This is a genomic window from Nitratireductor sp. L15S-10 (assembly GCF_045011005.1).
In the GTDB taxonomy this organism is placed as follows: domain Bacteria; phylum Pseudomonadota; class Alphaproteobacteria; order Rhizobiales; family Rhizobiaceae; genus Nitratireductor.
Genome location: NZ_CP120674.1, coordinates 717,758 through 742,580, shown reverse-complemented (window position 1 = coordinate 742,580; position 24,823 = coordinate 717,758). Strand labels below are relative to the sequence as shown.

The 24,823-nt window shown below is 62.6% G+C and carries 22 protein-coding genes and 1 other annotated feature; of the genes, 5 read left to right on the top strand and 17 right to left on the bottom strand.

From position 1 onward, the window contains the following. Positions 1-8: 8 nt before the first annotated feature. The 10 genes from P2W41_RS03605 to P2W41_RS03560 all read right to left on the bottom strand — a co-directional run bounded on the left by P2W41_RS03605 (position 9) and on the right by P2W41_RS03560 (position 11,350). On the bottom strand, positions 9-1,175 hold the full coding sequence (locus P2W41_RS03605; RefSeq protein WP_292897784.1) for a diphosphate--fructose-6-phosphate 1-phosphotransferase: 1,167 nt from the start codon (positions 1,173-1,175) through the stop codon (positions 9-11). Between the two features lie 89 nt (positions 1,176-1,264). Beyond that, positions 1,265-2,119, bottom strand: a complete 855-nt coding sequence (locus P2W41_RS03600; RefSeq protein WP_404934334.1) for a universal stress protein — start codon at positions 2,117-2,119, stop codon at positions 1,265-1,267. Between the two features lie 10 nt (positions 2,120-2,129). Continuing rightward, positions 2,130-3,614: a SulP family inorganic anion transporter gene (locus P2W41_RS03595; protein ID WP_404934333.1), complete on the bottom strand. Its 1,485-nt coding sequence runs from the start codon at positions 3,612-3,614 to the stop codon at positions 2,130-2,132. Between the two features lie 72 nt (positions 3,615-3,686). Beyond that, positions 3,687-3,742 (bottom strand) — a sequence feature (sul1 is cis-regulatory element that is thought to sense ions involved in sulfur or methionine metabolism; They are found in Alphaproteobacteria). A 69-nt stretch (positions 3,743-3,811) separates the two neighbouring features. After that, positions 3,812-5,614: a DEAD/DEAH box helicase gene (locus P2W41_RS03590; protein WP_404934332.1), complete on the bottom strand. Its 1,803-nt coding sequence runs from the start codon at positions 5,612-5,614 to the stop codon at positions 3,812-3,814. Positions 5,615-5,773: 159 nt separating this feature from the next. Then, positions 5,774-7,168 (bottom strand): DHA2 family efflux MFS transporter permease subunit, encoded by a 1,395-nt coding sequence (locus tag P2W41_RS03585; protein WP_404934331.1) that lies wholly within the window; start codon positions 7,166-7,168, stop codon positions 5,774-5,776. Positions 7,169-7,227: 59 nt separating this feature from the next. After that, positions 7,228-7,626, bottom strand: a complete 399-nt coding sequence (gene arsC / locus P2W41_RS03580; RefSeq protein WP_292897789.1) for an arsenate reductase (glutaredoxin) — start codon at positions 7,624-7,626, stop codon at positions 7,228-7,230. 11 nt (positions 7,627-7,637) lie between these two features. Continuing rightward, positions 7,638-8,717, bottom strand: a complete 1,080-nt coding sequence (gene arsB, locus P2W41_RS03575) for an ACR3 family arsenite efflux transporter (RefSeq protein ID WP_404934330.1) — start codon at positions 8,715-8,717, stop codon at positions 7,638-7,640. Between the two features lie 9 nt (positions 8,718-8,726). Further along, positions 8,727-9,236 (bottom strand): arsenate reductase ArsC, encoded by a 510-nt coding sequence (locus tag P2W41_RS03570; protein ID WP_292897793.1) that lies wholly within the window; start codon positions 9,234-9,236, stop codon positions 8,727-8,729. Positions 9,237-9,248: 12 nt separating this feature from the next. Then, positions 9,249-9,581: an ArsR/SmtB family transcription factor gene (locus P2W41_RS03565; RefSeq protein ID WP_404934329.1), complete on the bottom strand. Its 333-nt coding sequence runs from the start codon at positions 9,579-9,581 to the stop codon at positions 9,249-9,251. Between the two features lie 941 nt (positions 9,582-10,522). Next, positions 10,523-11,350, bottom strand: a complete 828-nt coding sequence (locus P2W41_RS03560) for a ferredoxin--NADP reductase (protein ID WP_404934328.1) — start codon at positions 11,348-11,350, stop codon at positions 10,523-10,525. Positions 11,351-11,545: 195 nt separating this feature from the next. On the opposite strand from P2W41_RS03560, the gene P2W41_RS03555 reads away from it, so the two are divergent. Next, complete coding sequence (locus tag P2W41_RS03555; protein ID WP_404934327.1) at positions 11,546-13,633, top strand: hydantoinase/oxoprolinase family protein; 2,088 nt, start codon at positions 11,546-11,548, stop codon at positions 13,631-13,633. Beyond that, positions 13,630-15,381, top strand: a complete 1,752-nt coding sequence (locus tag P2W41_RS03550; RefSeq protein WP_404934326.1) for a hydantoinase B/oxoprolinase family protein — start codon at positions 13,630-13,632, stop codon at positions 15,379-15,381. The genes P2W41_RS03555 and P2W41_RS03550 overlap by 4 nt, the downstream gene beginning before the upstream one ends. A gap of 71 nt (positions 15,382-15,452) precedes the next feature. Here the strand turns inward: P2W41_RS03550 and P2W41_RS03545 are convergent, their stop codons facing one another. The 4 genes from P2W41_RS03545 to P2W41_RS03530 all read right to left on the bottom strand — a co-directional run bounded on the left by P2W41_RS03545 (position 15,453) and on the right by P2W41_RS03530 (position 20,081). Beyond that, positions 15,453-16,370 carry an esterase-like activity of phytase family protein gene (locus P2W41_RS03545; RefSeq protein WP_404934325.1) on the bottom strand — a complete coding sequence of 306 codons (918 nt, stop codon included), beginning with the start codon at positions 16,368-16,370 and terminating at the stop codon, positions 15,453-15,455. An 88-nt stretch (positions 16,371-16,458) separates the two neighbouring features. Continuing rightward, entirely contained in the window at positions 16,459-18,345 is a 1,887-nt protein-coding gene (cobT, locus tag P2W41_RS03540; RefSeq protein ID WP_404934324.1) for a cobaltochelatase subunit CobT, read from the bottom strand. Between the two features lie 30 nt (positions 18,346-18,375). Then, positions 18,376-19,362 (bottom strand): cobaltochelatase subunit CobS, encoded by a 987-nt coding sequence (gene cobS, locus P2W41_RS03535; protein ID WP_292899963.1) that lies wholly within the window; start codon positions 19,360-19,362, stop codon positions 18,376-18,378. 101 nt (positions 19,363-19,463) lie between these two features. Beyond that, positions 19,464-20,081, bottom strand: coding sequence for a J domain-containing protein (locus tag P2W41_RS03530; RefSeq protein WP_292897806.1), 618 nt, complete (start codon positions 20,079-20,081; stop codon positions 19,464-19,466). A gap of 145 nt (positions 20,082-20,226) precedes the next feature. On the opposite strand from P2W41_RS03530, the gene P2W41_RS03525 reads away from it, so the two are divergent. Beyond that, a complete protein-coding gene (locus tag P2W41_RS03525) occupies positions 20,227-20,508 on the top strand; it encodes a BolA family transcriptional regulator (protein WP_292897808.1) in 282 nt (93 codons plus the stop codon). Positions 20,509-20,526: 18 nt separating this feature from the next. Here P2W41_RS03525 and P2W41_RS03520 read toward each other — a convergent pair whose 3' ends face one another. From P2W41_RS03520 to P2W41_RS03510, 3 genes are read right to left on the bottom strand one after another with little or no spacing between them, the layout of a single operon-like run. Further along, positions 20,527-21,792: an HlyC/CorC family transporter gene (locus P2W41_RS03520; protein ID WP_292897809.1), complete on the bottom strand. Its 1,266-nt coding sequence runs from the start codon at positions 21,790-21,792 to the stop codon at positions 20,527-20,529. Then, positions 21,789-22,916 (bottom strand): 3-dehydroquinate synthase, encoded by a 1,128-nt coding sequence (aroB, locus tag P2W41_RS03515; RefSeq protein ID WP_404934323.1) that lies wholly within the window; start codon positions 22,914-22,916, stop codon positions 21,789-21,791. The genes P2W41_RS03520 and aroB overlap by 4 nt, the downstream gene beginning before the upstream one ends. Further along, complete coding sequence (locus P2W41_RS03510) at positions 22,913-23,512, bottom strand: shikimate kinase (protein ID WP_292897813.1); 600 nt, start codon at positions 23,510-23,512, stop codon at positions 22,913-22,915. The genes aroB and P2W41_RS03510 overlap by 4 nt, the downstream gene beginning before the upstream one ends. 149 nt (positions 23,513-23,661) lie before the next feature. Here P2W41_RS03510 and P2W41_RS03505 point away from each other — a divergent pair, with 149 nt between their 5' ends. Both P2W41_RS03505 and xerD read left to right on the top strand, forming a co-directional pair. Continuing rightward, entirely contained in the window at positions 23,662-23,811 is a 150-nt protein-coding gene (locus P2W41_RS03505; RefSeq protein WP_223021831.1) for a histidine kinase, read from the top strand. 8 nt (positions 23,812-23,819) lie between these two features. Next, entirely contained in the window at positions 23,820-24,746 is a 927-nt protein-coding gene (gene xerD, locus P2W41_RS03500) for a site-specific tyrosine recombinase XerD (protein WP_404934913.1), read from the top strand. Positions 24,747-24,823: the final 77 nt, after the last annotated feature.

The following is a 24,823-nucleotide window of genomic DNA, read 5'->3' as shown; positions in this document are numbered from 1 at the left end:
CGTCGGGCTCAAACGAATGGCTTCGCCGGATCGTAGCGGCGCGGCAGGAGGCGGTGCAGATAGGCGAGCCCCTCGTCTGACAGACGGTTTTCATCCGGCCTGAGATAGGTGTCGGGCATGTGGCGGGTCTTGCCGGCTACGGCGTCCAGATCGACCAGGCGACACGCGGTTCTCTCACCGTCGAACTGAAGCGCGACGGACCCGTCACCCTTTTCGACTGAGCGGACAGCGAAAGCGCCGGCCTCGAAAGCCTCGCGCGCATCGGTCTCGCTGATCGTGGCGATGTTGCCGCGCGGCAGATAGCCGAACGTGTCGACGCGGGCGCGCTGGCCGGCAAGATCCTCGGCCAGAATGCGCTCGATGGCCTGACCGAGATCGCTGCCGGAGAGCTTGAGATTGCCGTGGGCATCACGCTCCTGCATCTCGGCTGGCACCAGCGTTTCGATGAGCGAGCGGCCATCGGCATCGGAGACCCCCTCCGACATGGCCACGACACAGCGCCCGTGGCGGGCGACCGTCGCCTTCACATCCTCGATGAAGCGGCGGCGTTCGAAGGCGCGTTCGGGCACATAGACGAGATGCGGGCCGCTTTCTTCATCGAGCGCCCAGGCGGCAGCGGCTGCCGTCAGGAAACCCGCATGGCGGCCCATGACGATGCCCACATAGACACCGGGCAGAGCGCGGAAATCGAGATCGATGCTCAGAAAGGCGCCGGCGACCATTTCACCCGCCGAGATGAAGCCCGGCGTATGATCGTTTTCCATCAGGTCGTTGTCGATGGTCTTTGGCGCGTGCATGAAGGTCATGCCACCGCCCGATGCATCGCGCAGAATGGCCTGTGTACCCGACGTGTCGTTGCCGCCAATGTTGATGAAGGCGTCGGCGCCGACTTCCTTCAGACCTTTCATGATCTCTTCGCAATAGGCCGCGTTCGGCTTGTCGCGGGTGGAGCCAAGCGCGGCACTCGGCGTCGCAGCGATGCGCCGAAGCTCGATCTCGGTGAGATCGGAGAGAGTAACGAAGCGCCCTTCGCGAATGCCCCGCACGCCATGTAGCGCACCGAGCACCCGGCAGCCGGGATAAAGCTTCATGGCTTCAAGCGTCGCACCGGCAACGGTCTGGTTGATGACGGCGGTGGGGCCGCCACCCTGGGCGATGACGAAGGTTTCAGCCATGGTTCGCACTCGTTTCTTGCAATCGGGATTTGCCATTCATGGCATGGCGAGCGCGGGGCTGGAAAGACCCGTCATGCGCGCATGCAGGATTAGCGGAAGAGCATGACCGGAATCTTGCAGGAGCGCAGCATCGCCTCTGTCGTCGAGCCGATGATCAGGCTGCGGATGCGCGAGTGGCCATAGGCGCCCATGACGAGCAGGCCGTAATTCTCGCTCTCGACACGCTCGGAGATGACCGTCTCGGGCTGGCCGGGCAGCACCTCGCTTGCCGCCTCGATGCCACCGCCACGCAAAACGGCTTCTGCATCAGCAAGCCGGTTGCGTGCCTCGGTCGTGTCGCTGCCGACCGTGAGAAGCTTGACGGAAGGGCCGGCAAACAGCGGCGAGCGTGACATGGCGTCCACCGCCTTCATGCTGCTTGCGCCACCATCATAGGCGACGAGCACCTTGTCGATCGGCTTGAAGGCGCGGTTGGCGACGAAGACCGGACGATGGCTCGACCGCACCACGCGCTCAAGATTGGAACCGAGATGCAGTTTGGCAAAATCTGCCGCCTCGCCGCGCTTGCCGATCACCAGAAGGTCGGAACCCTCCTCCACTTCGGCCACCGTCTCGACCACATCACCGTGGCGAATGCGACCCGAGACCTTTTCGATGCCGGCGGCGCGCACAGCAGCCTCTCCATCTTCCAGGATGGCACGGCCGCGCTTCATGGCAAGGCGCGCGCGTTGCTCGTCAAGCTCGGAAAGCTCCTTTAGAAGCGATGACCGCGCGCCAAGCGCGATGTTGCCGGAGAGATCGGACGGTGCGCTGCCCGTCTCACGGCGACCAAGCACATGGAGAAGCTCCACGGAGGCTTCAAGCCTGCCGGCGATCCATGCCGCGTGTTCGCACACGCTCTGCGAATAGATGGAGCCGTCGATGAATGCGGTGATCTTTGACATTTCGCCCCCCTTAGTGGCCCATCAGCTTTTCGAGCGCGCCCGGCTTGTCGTGAATACCAAGCTTGTCGACGATCGTTTCGCTGGCCTCGTTCATGCCGACGATTTCCACCTCGGCACCGTCGCGGCGGAATTTGAGCACGATCATGTCCAGTGCGCCAACACTGGAAATGTCCCAGATATGCGCGCGCGAAACATCAATGGTGACCTTGTCCAGCCCTTCCTTGAAATCGAAGGCGGCGTTGAAGTCTTCAACCGAGGCGAAGAAAAGCTGACCTTCGACGCGGTAGGTGCGCTCGCGCCCATCGTCCGACAGGGTGGAGGTGACGCGGAAGATCTGAGCGATCTTGCCCGCGAAAAAGATGCCGGAGAGAAGCACGCCAACCAGCACGCCGATAGCGAGATTGTGGGTGGCGACCACACAGACGACCGTGGCCAGCATGACCACGGAGGAGGATAGCGGATGCTCGCGCAGGTTCTTGATCGACGACCATGAGAAGGTGCCGATGGACACCATGATCATGATGGCGACAAGTGCAGGCATCGGGATCTGGCGCACCCAGTCGCCCAGAATGACGATCATGAACAGGAGAAAGACACCGGCGACAAAGCAGGAAAGACGCCCGCGTCCGCCCGATTTCACATTGATCATCGACTGGCCGATCATGGCGCAGCCGGCCATGCCGCCGATAAAGCCGGTGGCGGTGTTGGCAAGGCCCTGACCGATGCATTCCTGGTTCTTGTTGCTCTGCGTGTCGGTGAGCTCATCCACCAGCGAGGCGGTCATGAGCGATTCCAGAAGGCCAACCGCTGCCACCGCCGCCGAATAGGGCAGGATGATCTGCAGCGTTTCCAGATTGAGCGGAATGTCCGGAATGAGGAAGACCGGGAAGGTGGAGGGAAGCTCGCCCATGTCGCCCACCGTGCGCACATCGAGGCCGAAGGCGATGGACACCGTGGTGAGCACGATGATGCAGATGAGCGGCGACGGGATCGCCTTGGTCAGACGCGGAAACAGATAGATTATGGCAAGGCCTGCCGCGACCATCACATAGGTGAGGTTCGGCACGCCGATCAGCTCGGGCAGCTGGGCCATGAAAATCAGGATCGCCAGAGCGTTGACGAAGCCGGTCATGACCGAGCGCGAGACGAACCGCATCAGATGGCCGAGCTTCAGGAGGCCTGCCCCGATCTGCAACAGGCCGGCCAGCACCGTGGCGGCGAGCAGATATTGCAGCCCATGCTCCTTGACCAGTGTGACCATGAGCACGGCGGTGGCGGCGGTCGCCGCCGAGATCATGCCCGGCCGGCCACCGGCAATGGCGGTGATGACGGCGATGGAGAAGGAGGCGTAGAGCCCGACCTTCGGATCGACACCGGCAATGATGGAAAAGGCGATGGCTTCGGGGATGAGCGCGAGAGCGACCACGAGGCCGGAAAGGAGATCGGCGCGAATATTGCCGAACCATTCGTCACGGTAATGGGAAAGCGAGAACATGGAACCTTCAGGAGACATGACCTCCCAACCACCGACAGGCTTCTGCGGCCGGGAAAGACAGAAACGATCGAGGTTGTGCCGGCGGATCAGCGGCCGGCAGAGCCACCCGGAGTTTCACCGGGTCCTAAGCGGATGCGCGGTGTTTAACCCGGATGATGCTGCGGCGCAACATTGTTCGTTCCCTGAAGGCGCTCGCGTCAGTCGGGCTTTTTGCGCGCCTTCTTCTTGCCGCCTGCGGGCTTGGCGAATTTCGGCTTGCCGGGTTTGCCATCTTTTTTCGCCCAGGGCTTGGCATCGTCACGCCACTCGCCACCCTTGCGATGCGGCTTGCCGGCTGGCCTCCGCTTTCCGGCAAAGGGTTTTGGCCCACTACCGCGCGCTGCGAAATCAGGCGTTCCGTCCAGTTGCACAACCCGGATGCTGCGCTCCAGAACGGCCTGTGGGCCGATCGCCGCAAGAAACCGGTCAACGCAGGCGGCATCAAGCTGAACGAAGGTTTCGTCCTGCTGCATCTTGATCGCGCCGATCTCACGCTTGGTGATCTCGCCGGCGCGGCACAGAAGCGGGATGAGCCAGCGCGGCTCGGCATTCTGCTTGCGGCCAACCGACAGCGAAAACCAGACGCTCTCGTCGAATTCCTCTCGGCGCGGCGCGCGCTCCTCGCGCATGCCACCGCCATCCTGGATGGTGACTTCCGTCACGTCTTCCGGCGCGGAGAGCTTGGTGCGGTGAAGCCGTATGAATGCAGCCGCGATCTGCTCCGCACCATGCTTCTCAAGAAGCGCCTCAATGAATGCGGTCTCGTTTTCCTGAATGGGGTCTTCGAGATGCGGATCAGCCATCAGCCGTTCGTCATCGCGCAGAAGAACCTCTTCAGCGGAGGGCGGGCTTGTCCACTCAAGCCGCACCTTGGCATCGCGCAGAAGACGCTCGGCGCGACGGCGCCCATTGGGTGCCGCGATAAGCGCGCTGACACCCTTGCGCCCTGCCCGCCCGGTACGACCCGAGCGGTGCAGAAGCGTTTCGGAGTTAGTGGGCAGATCCGCGTGCACCACGAGCTCGAGATTTGGCAGGTCGATGCCGCGGGCGGCAACATCGGTTGCCACGCAGACGCGGGCGCGCCCGTCGCGCATGGCCTGCAGCGCATGGGTGCGTTCACTCTGGCTGAGCTCGCCCGAAAGCGCAACGACCGAGAAACCGCGATTGTTGAACCGCGCGGTCAGGTGATTGACGGTGGCGCGCGTGTTGCAGAACACCAGCGCATTGCGCGCTTCATAATAGCGCAGCACATTGATGATGGCGTTCTCGCGCTCCTGCGGAATGGCGAGGAAGCCGCGATACTCAATATCACCATGCTGTTTCTGTTCGGCGGCGGTGGTGATGCGCACCGCATCGCGCTGATAGTTCTTCGCCAGATTGGCGATGGTGCGCGAGACGGTCGCCGAGAACATCAGCGTGCGGCGCTCTGCGGGAGCGGCATCCAGAATGAATTCCAGGTCCTCACGAAAACCGAGATCGAGCATCTCGTCCGCCTCGTCCAGCACGACAGCGCGCAGATCCGACATGTCGAGCGCATTGCGGCGGATGTGGTCGCACAGGCGGCCGGGTGTGCCGACCACGATATGGGCACCGCGCTCAAGCGCGCGACGCTCGGTGCGGATGTCCATGCCGCCGACGCAGGAGGCGATGACGGCACCGGTTTCGGCATAGAGCCATTCCAGCTCGCGCTTGACCTGAAGCGCCAGTTCGCGCGTCGGCGCAACGGCGAGACCGAGCGGGGCTGCGGCACGATCAAAGCTTTCCGCACCGTCGAGCAGGCTTGGCGCCAGCGCGATGCCGAACGCAACGGTCTTGCCGGAGCCTGTCTGCGCGGAAACAAGCGCATCGGCGCCTTCGGGTTCCAGTTCCAGAACAGCCTTCTGAACCTGGGTCAATTCGGTATAGCCGCGCTTGTCCAACGCCCGGCCAAGCGCTGGCACAATGCCTTCGAACTCGGTCATTCATCTTCTTTCGGAAATGAGCGCGCTTCGAGAGATCGGCGGAGCAGATCGCCTGGCAGGCGCGCAGCGTGGCGATTTCGCCAACGCTTTTGCGCCGTACTACGCGTGTCGGAGGCAAATGTACAGCGGGGAGTGTCAAATTCCCTTTGCTTCGAACGCTCAGCCGGCAGCGGCCTCGCGCTCGTCTCCTGCCGTCAGGCGCATCATGACCAGGGCGAGAAGCATGGTGGCCGCCGAGACGATTGAGAGCGTCACGAACGCATTGAAATAGCCTTCGGCACCATCGGCATGGGCGAGAAGGACGACGATCAGGACAGCACCGATTGCGCCGCCGACACGCTGAACAATGTTCACCAGCGTTGCCGCATCGCCCATTTCCTCTTTATGCGCGGCGGCGTAGGCAGCCGTCATGGCCGGCATCTGGCCAAGCGCCATGCCGATGCCCCTGACGACGAGAAGCGGTGCCAGCCAAAGCGCCGGAAGCGGCGTGGGCAGAAGGAAGGGCAAGGTGCTCAAGAGGAGCGCAAGTGCGCCGGCAAGCGTTACCCGTCCCGCGCCGAAACGGTCTGTCAGCGCGCCGCCGACCGGCAGGGCCAGAGCGCTGCCGAGCCCCATGGCCAAAAGCAGAAATCCGGTCTCCACCGTGTCGCGGGCTGCGATCACCTGGAGGTAAAGCGGCAGGAGCAGGAGCCCGCCATACATGTTGGCACCGGTCAGGCCGGTTGTGAGCGTCGCCGTGGCAAAGACCGGCCTCCGCAGAAGCGCGAGGTCGATAAGGGGTGGTCGCGCACGTGTGGCGTTTGCAACGAAGCCGGCGACGAGGACGAGGCCGGCGACGACACAGACAAGATTGATGCGTGTGAGGCCATCGGCACCGAATTCGGTCGCGCCGTAGAGGAAGAGCGGCAGCCCGGCACCAAGCAGAAGCAGGCCCGCAATATCGAGATGCCGCGTCTCGTCCCGGTCGCCGGCTGGCACAAGCCCCTTTGCGAGAAGAAGTGCTGCAACGCCGACCGGAACGTTGATCCAGAACAGCCAGCGCCATGACGCATGATCGAGCAGGAGCCCGCCAATCGCCGGGCCGATGGCCGGTCCCAGCGCAACGACAAGTCCAAGCGCGCCCATGATGCGGCCAAGCTGCCTGGGGCCTGCAGTCGCACCGATGATCGCCTGTCCCGCCGGCACCATGAGACCACCGGCGAGCCCCTGAAGAAAACGGGCGGCGATCAGTGACCACGGCCCGGGCGCGATGGCGCAGAGCACCGATGCGCCCGTGAACCCCGCAAGGCTGAACGCCCACACGCGGCCATAACCGAAACGGTTTCCGAGCCAGGCGGCGGCAGGAAGGGAGATTGCCAGCGCGACCAGATACCCAGTGGCAATCCACTGGATCAAAGGCAGCGTGGTGGTGAGATCTTCCCGTATCGTTTCGAGGGCGAGATTGACAACCGTGGAATCGAGCATCGCCATGAACGCGCCAGCGCCGGTGACGGCGGCGATCTTCCATATCCGCGCGGGGATGGCCGGCGGCGGTGTCTTGCGATCCGTGCTCACGGGCCGGAACTCTCAACCGGCCCGGAGCTGAAGTCAACGCGCGATCACGTCGCAGCCGCCTACCGCACCACCTCGCCGTCTTCCTTGGTGAACGCTTTCACCGCGCCCTCAGGCAGTAGCTCCAGCACGGTCTCGGACGGGCGGCAAAGCTTTGTGCCGCGCGGGGTTTCCACGATGGGGCGGTTCATCAGGATCGGGTGCGCGACCATGAAGTCGATCAGTTCATCGTCGCTCCATTTGTCTTCGCCAAGGCCCAGCTCGTCATAGGGTGTGCCCTTCTGGCGCAGTATCGCGCGTGGCGACACGCCCATGGCGGCAATCAGCGACACCAGTTTTTCGCGGCCGGGCGGGGTCTTGAGATATTCGATCACCTGTGGCTCCTCACCGGCTTCGCGAAGCATGGCCAGCACGTTGCGCGAGGTGCCGCATTTCGGGTTGTGATAGATGGTGACGGTCATGATTGTCTCGCTCAGCTCGTGGGAAACCAGTCTCGGGTGCGGTTGGCAAAGGCGACCAGCGACAGCATCACCGGCACCTCGACCAGAACGCCCACCACCGTGGCAAGTGCCGCGCCGGAATTCAAGCCGAACAGGCTGATGGCCACAGCCACCGCAAGCTCGAAGAAGTTCGACGTACCGATAAGGGCGCAGGGGGCAGCGACATTGAACGGCACTTTCCAGATGCGGGCCACGAAATAGGTCAGGAAGAAGATGCCGTAGGACTGGATCAGGAGCGGCACCGCGATCAGCACGATCAGGATCGGCCGCTCGACGATGACATGCCCCTGAAAACCAAAGAGCAGCACAACAGTGACCAGAAGGCCGATCACGGAAACGGGTTTCAGCGAAGCGGTGAAATCCGAAACTGCCTTCTGCGCCTCCGCGCCCGAAGCGCGACCGGTCAGCCATTTGCGGGTCAGGAAACCGGCGACGAGCGGGATCACCACATAAAGGCCGGTGGCCAGAAGCAGCGTTTCCCACGGGACGGAAATGTCTGTCACGCCGAGCAGAAGCGCGACGATGGGCGCGAAGGCGAATATCATCACCACATCGTTGAGCGAGACCTGCACGAGCGTGTAGGTGGCATCGCCCCGGGTGAGCTGGCTCCACACGAAAACCATCGCCGTGCAGGGTGCTGCGCCCAGAAGGATGAGGCCGGCAATGTATTGCTGCGCATCGGCGGGCTCGATCCACGGCGCGAAGACATATTCGAAGAACAAAACGCCGAGTGCTGCCATGGTGAAGGGCTTGATGAGCCAGTTGACGGCGAGCGTCAGGACAAGTCCCTTGGGGCGGTCGCCAATATGGCTGAGGCTCGCGAAGTCGACATTGACCATCATCGGGAAGACCATCGCCCAGATGAGAACGGCAACGACCAGGTTGACTGAGGCGTATTCGAGGGATGCGAGAAAGCCGAACAGGCCCGGCATCAGATTTCCGAGGGCTATGCCCGCGATGATACAGAGCGCCACCCACACGGACAGGTATTTCTCGAAGAAGCCGATGCCGCCCGCCGGGGCGTCACTGCGGTTCAGAATATGGTCGGTCATCAGTGAATCCTATTCGGTATGGGCAGGAGCACGGCCGATATCATCAAGGCGGCGCTGCAGGGAAAGCCGGTCAAGCGAGGCGAGCGGCAGCGCCGTGAAGATGGTGACGCGATTGTTGAGCATGCGGTAGGTGTCTGCGAAAGCGAGACGCTTCTCGGCCTCGGTGCCGGTAACCGCCGCCGGGTCGGGAAGCCCCCAATGGGCTGTCATCGGCTGGCCGGGCCAGACAGGACATGCTTCCTGCGCAGCACTGTCGCAAAGCGTGAAGACGAAATCGAGCTTGGGAGCATCCGGTGTTGCGAACTCTGCCCAGTCTTTGGAGCGGGCAAAGGAGATATCGTGGTTCATGCGTTCGAGCAGTTCCAGCGCGAATGGATGCACCGATCCTTTAGGTTGGGAGCCCGCTGAGTAAGCCTTGAAGCGCCCCGCGCCGACCCGGTTCAAGACCGCTTCAGCAAGAATGGACCGAGCGGAATTTCCGGTGCACAGAAAAAGTACATTGAACGTTTTATCACTCATGGCACAAGCCTCCTAGCAGTGACAGGTCGCAGCCTCGATGGCGGGGCGGCACAGATCGGGATTTCCGTTGCAGCAATCTTCCATGAGGAAGGCGAGGAGATCGCGAAAGCCGGTCATGTCGGCGGTGTAGCGAATGATGCGCCCTTCCCGCTCGGCCCGGATCATGCCCGACTGCGAAAGAACCTTGAGGTGCGCGGAAGCGGTGTTCTGCACGACACCGAGCCTGGTCGCCACCTCTCCCGCGGGCAGCCCCCCGGGCCCTGCCTTCACAAGCAGGCGAAACACATCGAGCCGGGTCTCCTGACCAAGCGCGGCAAGTGCGTCGATAGCCTCAAACTTTTGCATTATCCAAATATCCGGATTTATCGATGTATTAAAGCGCTTTTTGCATGGTTGCGGGAGGGCGTCAAGAAGCATTGGGAGCTCACTTGATGAAAACCGGGCCGCGCTCTTGCGCATTCTGCCAATGGGTTCCGGGTCAGGCCCGGGATGCCAGCCTCCTTCTACCCGCTCGCAGGGAGAAGGGGCGTTTGGTGCTGGTGCGCATTCTGCAGAGGGGGCGCGCGGGCATTTCTGGACAGGCTCCTTCGTTGCCGCGCGGGGTTGCCGCCGGGGTTTGGATCGTTCGGGAAACGGGGCGCGTTTTTCGTGCCTCTCTGTTGTGAAATAAGTGGCGCGAAAAGCGCGCCCCGCCGGCCGCTGTCCCGTCTGCCGGCCGGTCACTCGGGCGATCTGTGCCCTAGCGGCTTTTCCGCAACCGGCATGATGCCGGCCGCCGGCCTTTCGCGGGCCCTCACAGGCCCCGGGTTACCGAACCCGAGGGGGAGGCTGCCGTCGCCCCTCCTGATCCCCGGCTCCGGACCCGGTTCCCGACAGGGGCGATGGGGGAAGTGTAGCGGAGGTTTTGAGGGTGGGGAGAAAAGAGCGAATAGGGAGTAGCGAATAGCGAGTAGGGAACGCGCTTCAACTCCCTCGTGATCCTATGGCCTGACCATGGGATCCATGCCGTTGCGGTGGTGACGGGGTGCGGGTGAGAAAAAATGTACGTGCCCAGGACGGGTCGAAGTTTATCCCCGGCGTCCCGGCAAGGGTCCTCGGATCAGGTCCGAGGATGACGAGGGAGTGTTCGGGGTCGCAGCCCCTTCTACCCGCACCCGTTCGGCAGGTTCAGGAGGCGAAGGGGCAAAGATGTGGTGCGATCATGTGAAGAGCTTCATCCCGACCGGGCGAAGCGCCAACCGGACCGCATGGCAATGGGGCCGAGACGCCCTGCCCTGAACACAACCTCAGCCGACGAAGGCGCGCTCGACGACGAAATCGGCCGGCTCGGCGTTGGAGCCTTCCTTGAGGCCCGCCTTCTCGACCAGCGCCTTCACATCCTTGAGCATGGCCATGGAGCCGCAGATCATGACGCGGTCATTCTCGCGATCGAAAGGCTCGGTGCCGAGCTTCTTGAAGAGTTCGCCATTCTCAATCAGCGTCGTGATGCGTCCCATTACGGGCGAGGTTTCGCGCGTGGTGGAGGTGAAATGGGTCAGGCGGCCCTCGACCAGCTCGCCGATCAGCGGATCGTCCCTGAGAGCGGTCACCAGTTCCTTGCCGTAGTCAAGCTCGGCGACGTCGCGGCAGGTGTGGGTGAGAATGATGTTGTCGAACTTCTCATAGGTCTCCGGGTCGCGGATCAGGCTCGCGAAGGGCGCGATGCCCGTGCCGGTGGAGATCATGTAGAGGTTTTTCGCCGGCGTCAGCGCATCGTTGACCAGCGTGCCAGTGGACTTCTGGCGCATGAGCACCGTGTCGCCGGGCTGGATCTTCTGCAGATGCTGGGTCAGCGGACCATCCGGCACCTTGATGGAGAAGAACTCCACCTCCTCGTCCCAGGCGGGGCTGGCGATGGAATAGGCACGGAAGACAGGCTTTTCCGCATTGGGCAGGCCGATCATCACGAACTCGCCGGAGCGGAAGCGGAAGCTCTGCGGCCGCGTGATGCGGAAGGCAAAGAGATTGTCCGTGTAGTGTTTCACCGATGTCACGCGCTCGGCAAAGCAGCCGGCGGGAATCGGGAATTCAGGGGTCTTTTCGGCGTCGTTCTCGCGGAGCGCAGCGCTGTCCATGAATACTGTCCTCGTTCGGTCGGAAGTCTCTATGCCTGTTTCCGGTTCGGATGCAAACCCAAATCGCGGTACCAATGGCTGCTCTTGCCTGTCGAAATTATTAGTATACAAATGAATTTGACGTCAAGTTTGGTGCGTTCGACACCTATTTCATTTGGTCGGGTCAACAAAGGTTTCACATTCCGGATTTCACCCATGAATGAGAAAAAAGGCATCAATTCGGGTTCTGTGGTCGTCGGCATCGATGTGGGCGGCACCTTCACCGACCTGATCCTGATCGATTCCCGCGAAGGGTCGGACACGGGAGCCCGGGTGCGGGTCGCCAAGACCCCGACCACCGTCGAGAACCAGGCTTTCGGTGTGGTCAACGCGATACGCGAGACCGGGGTTCCGGCATCCGAGATCGGCCTGATCGTGCATGGCACGACCACCACGACCAATGCGGTGCTGGAGCGGCAGCTTGCCAGAACCGGGATGATAACGACCGCCGGTTTCCGCGACATCATCGAGCTTGGGCGGCGCACACGGCCACAGGCCTATGGCATGACAGGAACCTTCACTCCGGTGGTGCCGCGCAATCTGCGGCTCGAGGTGGATGAGCGCATGGACGCCGCCGGAAACGTGCTCACACCACTCGATGAGGATGGTGTGCGCGCGGCGGTGAAGGCGCTGCTCGATCAGGGCTGCGTTTCGCTGGTGATCCACTTCCTGCACGCCTATGCCAACCCGACGCACGAAAAGCGCGCGGCTGAAATTGCCGCCGAACTCTGGCCCAACAATTACATCACCACCGGACATGCGCTGCTTTCCGAAGCGCGCGAATTCGAACGCGGCGTAACGGCCGCGGTCAACGCCTCGGTGCAGCCGATCCTGGAGCGCTACATCGCCCGGCTTTCGAACGAGTTGCAGGGCCTCGGCTATGCGCGCGACTTTCTGGTGATGAATGGCAATGGCGGCATGATTTCCGCTGCCCATGTGGCCCGTGAGGCCGCCAAGACGGTGATGTCCGGCCCGGCCTCGGGCGTGATGGCCGCAGCCTTCACGGCGCGGCGGGCGGGCCTCGACAATCTCATCACCTACGATATGGGCGGCACATCCACCGATGTGGCTCTGGTGCGCGGCGCGCGACCGGCCGTCTCCAACGAGATTGAGGTGGAATATGCCATGCCGATCCACGTGCCGATGGTGGACGTGCACACGGTGGGAGCCGGCGGCGGATCGATCGCGCGCGTCAACGATGCGGGGCTTCTGGAAGTGGGGCCGCAGAGCGCGGGCGCAAAGCCTGGCCCGATCTGCTATGGCCGCGGCGGCACGGAGCCGACCATCTCCGATGCCAACCTTCTTCTGGGCCGGCTGAACTCGAAAAAACTTCTCTCCGTCGACAATCCGGTTTCCGTTTCCGAAGTCGAGGCGATCTTTGCAAAAAGGCTTGGAAGCCGTCTCGGGCTTTCGGGCGTGGAAGCGGCGGGTGCGGTGCTGCAGATCGCCAACATCAAGATGGCGGGCGCGATCCGCATGGTCTCGCTCGGCAAGGGGCACGACCCGCGCGATTTCGCGCTGTTCGCTTTCGGCGGCGCTGGGCCGCTGCACGCGGCAGCCCTTGCCCGCGAACTAGGCATTCCGCGCGTGATGGTGCCGGCGCGGCCCGGCATCACCAACGCGCTCGGCTGCGTGGTCGCGGACCTCAGGCACGATTTTGTGCGCACGGTGAACCGCCCTGTCGCGAGCCTCGACGTGGCGCTGGTCAAAAGCGTGCTTGAAGAGCAGCGCGCCGAGGGCGAGGCGCTGATCGCGGAAGAGACGGTGCAGCCGGAGCGCATCGAGTGTGTGCACACGGCGGACATGCAGTTTGTCGGCCAGACGCATCTCATCAATGTGCCGCTGCCCGGCCCCGAGGTTGATCGCGATACGCTGCAGACGCTTTTTGAAGAAGCCTATTTCGCCCGCTTCAAGGTGCGTCTGCCAGAGATCCGCGCCAATCTCGTCAATCTCAACACCTCCGTGATCGGCGTGCGCGCCGATATCGACCTTGCCAGCCTGATCGACCCGGCGGGACGTGTGGCAACACTGGCCGAGGCGCTGAACGAAAAACGACAGGTCTGGTTTGCCGGCGACTGGCACGACACGCCGGTCTATGCCCGCGAAAGACTGCCGCTCGATGCGGAGATCGAGGGGCCGGCGATCCTTGAACAGCTCGACACGACAACGGTGATCGAACCCGGCGACCGGGCCGCATCCGATGCCGATGGGAACATCATCATCACGGTGGGAGCGGGCCGATGAACGACACCTCTTCTCTCGACGCCATCACGCTTTCCGTCATTCAGGCGGCACTTCAGCAGGTGTGCGACGAGATGGACCTGACCTTCTCGCGCGCCGCCTTCTCTCCCGTCATCGCCGAGGCAAACGACCGTTCGGACGGCATCTACGCCGCCGAGGATGGCGCGCTGATTGCGCAGGGCTCGGCCGGGCTGCCGGTCTTTGTCGGCGTGATGCAGTATTCCACGCGCACGCTCATCGAGCGCATCGCGGGCGGCGAGACGGCAGCGCCCGAACCCGGCGACATCTACATCGTCAACGACCCGTATCTCGGCGGCACACACCTCATGGATGTGCGCTTTGCCATGCCGGTCTGGCGTGATGGGAAAATCTTCTGCTGGCTCTCCAACACCGGCCACTGGCCGGACATTGGCGGCGCGGTTCCGGGCGGCTTTTCCGCCTCCGCCACGGCGGTGGAGCAGGAAGGGCTGCGCCTGCCGCCGGTGAAGCTTTTCAAGAAGGGCGAACTGGATCCTGAAATCTACGCGATCATCTGCTCCAACATCCGCGTTGCCGACCAGCGCATCGGCGATATTCGGGCGCAGGGCGCGGCGCTGGAAGTGGGTGCAGATCGGCTGGCACAGGTGCTCGATCGCTATGGCGACGAGACCGTGCGACAGGCCATTGCCGAACTGCGCACCCGCGCGGCGACGCAGATGCGCGCGCTGATCGCGCCGATCCCCGACGGGGTCTATCGCGGCGAGGCTTTCGTGGATTCCGACGGCGTGATGGACGAACCGCTGACCATCGCGCTGGCCATCGAAAAGAAGGGCGACACGCTGACCTTCGATTTCAAAGGATCGAGCCCGCCCTGCATGGGGCCGATGAACAGCGTGCTCGCGACAACGCTGTCCTCCGTCTATCTGGCGATGCGCCACATCTTTCCCGAAGTGCCGCTGAGTGCGGGCGCGTTCGAGCCGCTGATCATCAAGAGGCCGGAGGGTACGTTTCTCGACGCGCGCTATCCGCGCCCGGTCTCGGGCTGTGCGGCGGAGGTCTCGCAGCGCATTGCGGAGGCCGTATTCGCGGCGATGGTGAAGGCGCTGCCGGAAAAGGTGACTGCTGCACCTGCCGGCTCCAGCGGCAATTTTGCGCTTGGCGGGCACGACCCGGCGCGCGGCCGCGATTTCGTGATGTACCAGATTTCCGGCGGCGGCTATGGCGGCAATGCCGACCATGACGGGCTGACCAATGGCTGCTCGACCATCGGCATTTCGAAATCGCCTCCCGTGGAGGTGATGGAGCAGGCCTTTCCCGTGCTCTATCGGCGCTATGCGCTGCGCGAGGGCTCGGGCGGTGCCGGCGAGCATCGCGGCGGGTTCGGCCTTTCCTATGAGGTGGAGCTTCTGCGCGGCGATGCCCGCGCCTCCTTCGTGATGGACCATGGCCGCACCGGCCCGCAGGGCGTGCTTGGCGGCAGGGACGGCAGGGTGAACGAGGTGACGGTGTGGCGCGATGGAAAAGCCCATGTGCCGCCACATCTTTCCAAAGAACAGGATATTCCACTGAAAGCCGGTGACCGGGTTTGTGTCGGAACGCCGGGCGGCGGCGGCTATGGCGATCCGCTGAAGCGCGCGCCGGAGAAGGTTTTGCGGGACGTAGCGCTCGGATATTACACGGCGGACGAGGCCAAGGCGCTGTTTGGCGTGGTGTTCAGCGCAGATGGGATGACGGTGGACGCAGTGGCGACGCAGTCGAAGCGCGGCAGCTGAGAGGGTTGAGCCAGGCGCCCTCGCCCTGAGCTTGTCGAAGGGCGAGGGCGCTTGGTGCCATAGGGCGCCACTCACTCCCCAAGCAGCCGAAACTCCAGATAGAGATTGCGCTGCAGCAGCGAGTGGTTGTCGTCGGACATGAGCGACACCATGGTCGCGCCATCGGCACGCTGCCAGACATCGAGCGCTTCCATATTGTCGATCTGGTGATCCATGCCAGCGGTGAAGAGCACCGGGCCGTCGGCCACACTGCCGGGCGCGATGGTTGCGCCGTCGATCCGGCGAATGCGCAAGGCGACACCGCTGGCGAAGGTGAAGCGGCGCTCCAGCAGAAGCAGATCGCCATCGGGCAGAAACGCGCCATCGGTGATGTCAAAACCTTCGGAGCGCGCGACGGTGAAAACACCCTTCATCGGCCCTTCGAGAATGGCGGCAAAGCAATTGCCGTCCTCATCGATGCTGCGCTCGGCAACGATGACCCGCGCACCTTCCAGCCGTCCGCCCGACGGCGCATAGGCGATGGTTTCGAAGCCGCGATTGCTGCGCAACTCCTCTCGCGGAACGAGATAATCCAGATCCCGGATGGCAGATCCCATGGCATCGCGCTCGATCTCGAACTCGGCAATGCGCTGAACGCGCTCGAAGCTCACCGTCGCCAGGTCGCCCCTGACGGCAATGCCTTCGGCATCGGTGGTCCATTTCTCGCGCGTGGAATTGCCGTCTCCGTCCACCATGGGCTGCATGGAGAACTCGGCAAAGCCGGAAGGCCGTCCCTCGGCATCTCGGGTCACAGTCCCGAAAAACCAGAACCCCGTGTCGGAAACGCCGATGAACTCAGTGCCAGGCGAGGTGAAGCGAAAAGACGAAAACGCCCCGAAATGATCGACCGGTGAGGTCATGGAGAGACCGCCGACAAACTCCAGCGGTCCGAATTCGGTTTCATAAGAGCCAATGGCGAAATGCCGAATTGGCACTGCATTGACCGCCATGGGGATGGACGGTTCCTGAGCCTTTACCGGGATGGCTGTTGCAAGTGTCAACGCCACAAGCAACAGGCGCAAGGCCAAAGGACGCAGCCTAGCCCGCACGTCGCATCGCGCCGCCGCCACGGCGCGCGCCCTCTTCCTCGAAGAGCGAAGCAAGCTGCTCGGTCATGGCGCCGGCCAGCTCTTCCGCATCGACAATGGTGACGGCGCGCCGATAATAGCGCGTGACGTCATGGCCGATGCCGATGGCCAGAAGCTCGACCGGCGAACGGGTCTCGATTAATTCGATGACCCCGCGCAGATGCCGCTCCAGATAATTGCCGGGATTGACCGACAGGGTGGAATCGTCGACCGGCGCGCCATCGGAAATCATCATCATGATCTTGCGCTGCTCGGGCCGCGCCATCAGGCGCTGGTGCGCCCACAGAAGCGCCTCGCCATCGATGTTTTCCTTCAGGAGCCCTTCGCGCATCATCAGGCCGAGATTGCGCCGCGCGCGGCGCCAGGGCGCATCGGCGCTCTTGTAAATGATGTGGCGCAGATCGTTCAGACGGCCGGGATTGGCTGGCTTGCCTTCCTTGAGCCATTTCTCACGCGCCTGCCCGCCCTTCCACGCTCGCGTGGTGAAGCCGAGGATTTCGACGCGCACACCGCAGCGCTCCAGCGTGCGGGCCAGAATGTCGGCGCAGGTGGCGGCCACCGTGATCGGCCGGCCTCGCATGGAACCCGAATTGTCGAGCACCAGCGTCACCACCGTGTCGCGGAAATTGGTGTCGCGCTCCTGCTTGAAGGAAAGCGGCTGCATGGGATCGATCACGAGGCGCACCAGACGCGCCGTGTCGAGAACGCCTTCTTCCAGATCGAAATCCCAGGAGCGGTTCTGCTGCGCCATCAGGCGGCGCTGCAGCCGGTTCGCCAGACGCCCGACCACGCCCTGCAGATTTGAGAGCTGCTTGTCGAGGAAGGCGCGCAGACGGTCGAGCTCTTCCTCATCGCAAAGCTCTTCAGCGCCGATAGTCTCGTCGAACTCGGTGGTGAAAACCTTGTAGTCTATGTCGCGCGCGGCCTGGTCGAACGGGCTGTCGGGACGGCGCGCCTCTCCAGGCGTTTCCGAATCGAGCTCGTCGTCTTCTGAGACATCGTCGGCGGTGGTGTCGCCGGCTTCGCTCTCGCCGGTCTCGGTGTCCTCGCTCTCGCCGCTGGACTCCTCGCCTTCGCTCTCTTCGCCGCCGGAATCATCCTCTTCGCTCTGCTCGGCCTGTTCCTGCGCCTCGGGTGCGTCGCTGTCTTCCTCGCTCTCCTCGGTCTGCTCTTCCTCGGCCAGGTCCTCGCCCAGGTCAATGGAGGAGAGAAGATCGCGCACGGCACGGGCAAATCCGTTCTGATCGTCGATCTGGCTCGCTAGCGCGTCAATGTCCGCTGACGCCTTGTCCTCGACCCAGTCGCGCCAGAGCGCCACAAGCTTCTCGCCGCTTTTTGGCGCGGGGCGACCGGTCAGCTTCTCGCGCACCATCAACGCGATCGCTTCCTCAAGCGGCGCATCGGCCCTTTCGCTCACATCGGCCAGATTGGCGCGCTCATACTTGTCCTCGAGCATGGCGGCAATGTTGTCCCCCATGCCCTGCATGGCACGCGAGCCAATAGCCTCGACGCGCGCCTGCTCGACGGCGTCATAGATGGCACGCGCCTCATTGCCTTCCGGCGCGAGACGACGGTGCAGATCGATGTCGTGGCAGGCGCGGCGCAGCGCCATGGAATCGCCAATGCCGCGCGTGACCGTGAGCGCTTCGGCCGTCGCCCGTTTGGGCAGATCAGGAAGGCGTGCACGGCTACCGGTCAGCGACGGCTTGTCCTTGGAAAAGGACACCTCAAGCTCGTGATCGCCCGCCACCGCGCGCATGCAGGCGGTGGTGGCCCGCTTGAACGGGTCGAGCGGCGCTTCGGCGGCTTGTCCGGGCTTTCGGTTGGTCTGGCTCACGGGTCGTCTTTTCTCGGCCTTGTCGCCGCGCTAGCTCAGCGCAACATTCGCAGCCGATTCCGGCAATTCCTCACCGAAGGCGCGCTGGTAGAACTCGGCGACCAGCGCCCGCTCCAGCTCATCGCATTTGTTGAGGAAGGTAAGGCGGAAAGCGAAGCCGACATCGCCGAAGATCTCGGCATTTTCCGCCCACATGATCACCGTACGCGGGCTCATGACGGTGGACAGATCACCATTCATGAACGCCGAGCGCGTGAGATCGGCGACCCGGACCATGCGCGAAACGGTCTCACGCCCCTTCTCGTTCTGAAAATGCTTGTTCTTGGCCTGAACGATGGCGACTTCATCGTCATGCGGCAGATAGTTGAGCGTGGTCACGATGGACCAGCGGTCCATCTGCGCCTGGTTGATCTGCTGCGTGCCGTGATAAAGGCCGGTCGTGTCGCCCAGGCCCACCGTGTTGGCCGTGGCGAAGATGCGGAAGGCGGGATGCGGGCGGATGACGCGGCTCTGATCGAGCAGGGTCAGGCGGCCGGACGATTCCAGAACGCGCTGGATGACGAACATCACATCCGGACGGCCGGCATCGTACTCATCGAAGACCAGCGCGACATTGTGCTGGTAGGCCCAGGGCAGGATACCGTCCTTGAACTCGGTGACCTGCTTGCCTTCCTTGACGACGATGGCGTCCTTGCCGACGAGGTCGATACGGCTGACATGGCTGTCGAGATTGATGCGGACACAGGGCCAGTTGAGACGGGCTGCGACCTGTTCGATATGGGTCGACTTGCCGGTGCCGTGATACCCGGAAACCATCACGCGGCGATTGTGGGCGAAACCGGCCAGAATGGCGAGCGTCGTCTGCTTGTCGAACAGATAGTCCGGATCAACGTCCGGCACGTGGGAATCGGCCACGGAATAGGCTGGCACGACCATATCGGAGTCAAACCCGAATGTATCTTTCACCGAAACGGTCGTGTCGGGCAAATTTGCGATATCGCGGTCAATCTTGTTCATCATGCCTCCAGCGGCCAGGCCCTTGCCTGCATCGCTTGAACTTTTTGTTTTCCGGAACGTCTCATCAGACATCGTTCAAGGCGTCTTATCAGACGCGCGCTTTAACAGAAACCCGCCTGCTTCAACAGACGGTATGCTTCAAGCACGCTTCTGAGCCGGTCTTCGGACCCCCGGTCGCCACCATTCGCATCGGGATGGTGTTGCTTTACAAGGTTCTTATACCGCGCCTTGATCTCTTCGCTAGTGGCTTGTGCGCCCAGGCCCAGTGTTTCCAGCGCCTTGGCCTCAAGCGGTTTGAGACGTTTTGCACGCGGCTTGCGCTCCGCCTGCTTGTCGCCAAACAGGTTAAACGGATCGCCCATGCGGTTGTGATAGGCAGCCCGGCCGGAACGATAGGTCGAAAAATCGGCAGCGGCACGCGTTTCGCTGTCACCGCCCATCTTCCAGGTGGGGCGGTGCCCCGTCAGCGCTTCCTTCTGGTAGCGCGCAACCTCGGTGTCGCTCAGGCCTGAAAAATAGTTGTAGCCCTTGTTGTATTGCCGCGCGTGATCGACGCAGAAGCGGAAATACTGCCCCTCCGCGTGACGCCCTACGGGCGCACGATGCATGCCCGGCTCATCGCAGCCATCCCATTGGCAGCGTGGCGCGCGAGATTTCGCCTCCGCCTGAGGGTCGGGTCGAATTCGAATTTTCTCGAAATATTTCGAGTAGGGTTTCATATCGGACTGTGTGTCACCAAATCAGTGTGGAAGTATGGCCGCTCAGCGCAGGGATACAAGAATTGACTTTTGGTCAAAGTTCGACCTAGCGCTTGAATCGAACGTGAATTTGGGGATGCACCCCATATGGTGTGAGGAAACGGAATTGTCCATCCAGTCAACGATAGAAAGCAAGCTGACCAGTGCATTTTCTCCAGAGCGGCTTGCGGTCATCAATGAAAGCCACCTGCATGCAGGCCACCAGGAGCATTTCGATGGCACGGGCGAGACGCATTTCCGCGTGCGTATCGTTTCAGAAGCATTTGCCGGGATGAGCCGCGTGGAACGGCACCGCGCCGTCAATGAGCTGCTCGCCGAGGAACTCAAACACCCGGTACACGCACTCGCCATCGAACCGGCAGCTCCTGGCGAGCCGACGCGCTGGTGATCAAGCGAAAACGGAGGATCAGGCGAGCGGCCTGATCCGAAGCTTCGTGATGCGGTTCTTGTCGCGCTTCATGACGATGAAGCGCTTGCCGAAGAAGGTGAAGGCCTGCTTTTCTTCGGGAATCGTCTGGGTCTCGTGGATGACAAGGCCGGCAATCGTCGTCGCCTCCTCATCCGGCAGGTTCCAGTCGAGCGCGCGGTTCAGGTCACGGATAGGCACAGAGCCCTCCACCACGATGGAGCCATCGGCCTCCTGTTTGACACCCTGAACCTCCACATCGTGCTCATCGGCAATGTCACCGACGATTTCCTCGATGATGTCTTCGAGGGTAACAAGGCCCTCCACCTCGCCATACTCATCGACGACGATGGCGATGTGCGCCTTGCGGCGCAGAAAGGCGTTGAGCTGGTCCTGCAAAGTGGTGGTGTCGGGAACGAACCACGGCTTGGACGCCACTTTGGCGATGTCGATCTTTGTGTAGTCGTTCTGCACATCGCCGAGCGCGCGCAAGAGGTCCTTGGCGTGAACAACGCCGACAATATTCTCCGTCGACCCCTTCCAGATCGGAATGCGGGTGTAGGGGCTGCGCAGGATTTCGCGCACCACAACCTCCGGAGCCTCGTCCGCATCGACCGAACGCATGTTGGTGCGGTGGATCATGACGTCGGAGACTTCCAGCTCATGCAGGTCGAGCAGACCGCCGACACGGTCGCGGTCCTGTTTCACCACAGCACCCTCGCGGTGGAGCACCTCGACGGTACCGCGCAGCTCTTCATGGGCAGACAGCATCGACTCGCGGCTTTGCAGATCGACGCCGAAAATCGAGAGAAGAAGCCGGACAATCCCGTTGGCAAGCGAGGACAGGAAGCCGAACAAAAGCACCACGATGCGCGCGAAAGGCGACACGGTGAGCGCGAACAGCTCGGGCTTTGCAAGCGCCCAGGACTTGGGCAGGATTTCAGCAAAAATGACCAGAAGGACGGTCATGATGACGGTTGCGTAGAGCACGCCGGCATCACCGAAGATTTTCAGGAACAGGCTGGTCGTGAGCGCAGAGGCGAGAATATTGACCAGATTGTTGCCGATCAGAAGCGCTCCCACGAGCCGGTCTCGCCGCTGTATCAGGCGATCGACCAGACCGGCGCGCGCATCGCCATTTGCTTCCATCGTGTGAAGCCTGGCGCGCGAGACGGCCGTCATGCCGGTCTCGGTTCCCGAAAAGAGAAATGAGAGCGCGATCAGGCCCAGAATAATGCCGCCTGTGATCCACATCTCGGGTGTCATTGCGATAGAGCTCCCTCAAGAAAGGACAAAACCTCGCTTGCCGGCACATCCTTCGCAACGAAAGACTGGCCGATGCCGCGGGTGAGAATGAAGGTAAGCGCGCCGCGCGATACCTTCTTGTCCTGCGCGATATAGGTCAAAAGCCGATCGGCGCCAGGCAGGTCGCCGGGCACATCGGAAAGCCGGGTGGGCAGACCGACAGCAGCAAGATGCGCCTCGACGCGCTCGGCATCATCCGGGCTTGCCAGATTGAGCCGCGCGGAGAAACGGTGTGCCAGTGCCATGCCGATGGCGACACCCTCGCCATGCACCAGCCGCGCGCTGTCATAGCCCGTCGCCGCCTCAAGTGCGTGGCCGAATGTGTGGCCGAGATTGAGCAGCGCCCGGTCGCCCTTCTCAAGCTCGTCGCGGGCCACCACGTCGGCCTTCGCCTGACACGACTGCGCAATGGCTTCGACGCGCTCGCTCCCCCCGGCAAAAACCGCCTGCCAGTTTTTCTCCAGCCAGGCGAAGAAGTCCGGCCGGTCGATCAGCCCGTACTTGGCGACCTCGGCATAGCCCGCGCGGAACTCGCGCGGCGAAAGCGTATCGAGCACGACCGTATCAGCGATGACAAGCTGCGGCTGGTGGAAAACGCCGACCAGGTTTTTTCCATGAGCAGTGTTGATGCCGGTCTTGCCGCCGACAGAGGAATCCACCTGGGCGAGCAGCGAGGTGGGCGCCTGGACGAAGTGCATGCCGCGGCGCACGACGCCGGAGGCAAAGCCCGCCAGATCGCCCACCACGCCACCGCCAAGCGGGATGACGACATCACCGCGCTCAAGCCGGGCATCGAGGATGCCGGCCACCACCTCTTCAAGCGTCGCGAAACTCTTCGAGCGCTCACCCGGTGCAACAGTGATCGCGGCCGATTCCACACCAGCGGCAGCGAGACTTCCCTGAAGGGTTGCCAGATGATTTGCCGCGACATTGGTGTCCGTGACAATCGCTGCGCGCACACCAGGGAGGCGGGAGGCAATTTCCGCGCCCGCCTGTGCCAGCAAGCCCGGCCCGATCAGGATGTCATAGGAGCGCGCACCAAGCGAGACATGCACCCTAGCGGGCGCGGCATTTACATCATTCATGATCGGATGTCCTTCCGGCGTTCGTCCTGCAGATACGCGTCGAGGGCGGCAATGACCTCGGCCACGATGACCTCCTTGGGCTCGTTGCGCGAGTGAATGACAATGTCTGCTTCGGCGTAGAGCGGGTAGCGTTCGTCCATGAGACTGCGCATGACGCCTTCGGGGTCGTCATTGTTCAAGAGGGGTCGGTTCGAACGACGCCCGACACGCTCCATCAGGGTCGGCAGATCAGCTTTCAGCCAGACCGAGACACCGCGCCGCGCGACGGCCCGGCGCGTCTGAGCGTTCATAAACGCCCCGCCGCCGGTGGAGACAACACGGGGTCCGCTCTTCAGCAAGCGAGCGATCACCCGGCGCTCCAGCGAACGAAACTCGGTTTCACCATAGGCTGCGAACAGATCCGGCACCGTCATGCGCGAGACCGTCTCGATCTCGTGATCGCTGTCGATGAAGGGCAATTTCAGCACATCGGCCACACGCCGGCCAATCACCGTCTTGCCTGCGCCCATCAGGCCGACGAAGACCAGCGACCGCCTGCCCAGCCGGCAAGCGAGATTTTCTGCATCTGGAACTGATAGGTTTTCGGTGAATGTCATTCTCGCGCCTCTGCCTGCCGGTTTCGACATAAAAGCCATGATCCGTCAAGCGCTTGACTGTCGAGCACCCCACATACTTGCTTGCAAAGAAGGAACCGGCATCCCATAAACGGCCTGGGCAGGGGAAGACAGAACGGGGCACTGAAAGCATGCCGACGCTTTTTCGGCTATTGATGATCATCGCGGTCCTTGCCGGCCTGGTTTATGGCGCCATGGTCGCTCTCGTGACCTTCGTGGAACCGCAGACCGGCGAGATGAGTGTGCGGATTCCGGCAGAAAAGCTGAATCCATCGCAATGACACCCAGGATCGGCAGCGGCGCGCGCATCGAGGCTTTTCTGGAGATGATGGCAGCCGAGCGCGGCGCCAGCGACAACACGCTAGCCTCCTACCGCCGTGACCTGGAAGACGCAGCCCTGCATCTTGCAGCAAGTGGAAAGACACTGCAGGATGCCGACGCAGACGATCTGCGCGCTTTTTTGAGCACCCTTTCCACTCAGGGTTTTGCAGCCACCACCCAGACCCGCAAGCTCTCCGCCCTCAGGCAGTTTTTCCAGTTTCTCTATGCCGAAGGTCTGCGCGGCGACGACCCGACAGGCGTACTCGACAGCCCGAAAAAGGGGCGCGGCCTGCCGAAGACGCTGAGCGAGAAGGATACGGGAAACCTGCTGGAACGAGCAGAAGCAGAGACCCACGAAGCAACGGCAGGTACGCCGGAGCACACTGCCGCGGTGAGGCTTCATGCACTGCTTGAGGTGCTCTACGCCTCGGGCCTGCGCGTTTCAGAACTGGTGAGCCTGCCGGTAACGGTTGCGCTTCGGGACGAGCGTTTCTTTGCCGTGCGCGGCAAGGGCGGCAAGGAGCGTATTGTGCCGCTCTCCGGCAAGGCGCGCGCGGCCATGCAGACCTGGCTCACCGTGCGCAAGGCAAACCCCTCCTGGGCAGAGAGCACCTGGCTCTTTCCTGCCAGTTCCGAGAGTGGTCACCTGCCACGACAGGTCTTTGCACGGGAACTGAAGGCGGTCGCCGCGCGCGCGGGCATCGATACGGCGAAGATCTCACCGCATGTGCTGCGCCACGCCTTTGCAAGCCATCTTCTGCAAAATGGTGCGGACCTGCGCGCCGTGCAGGAACTGCTGGGTCATTCGGACATATCCACGACGCAAATCTATACGCATGTGCTTGAAAAACGCCTTGCCGAGCTGGTTCAAAAGCACCATCCGCTTGCCGATTAGCTTCATGAACGTTATGTGGAGCGTCACATTACCGGCGGCAGGCCGTGTTCAACCCAGAGATGCCTCTATCGCAGTGT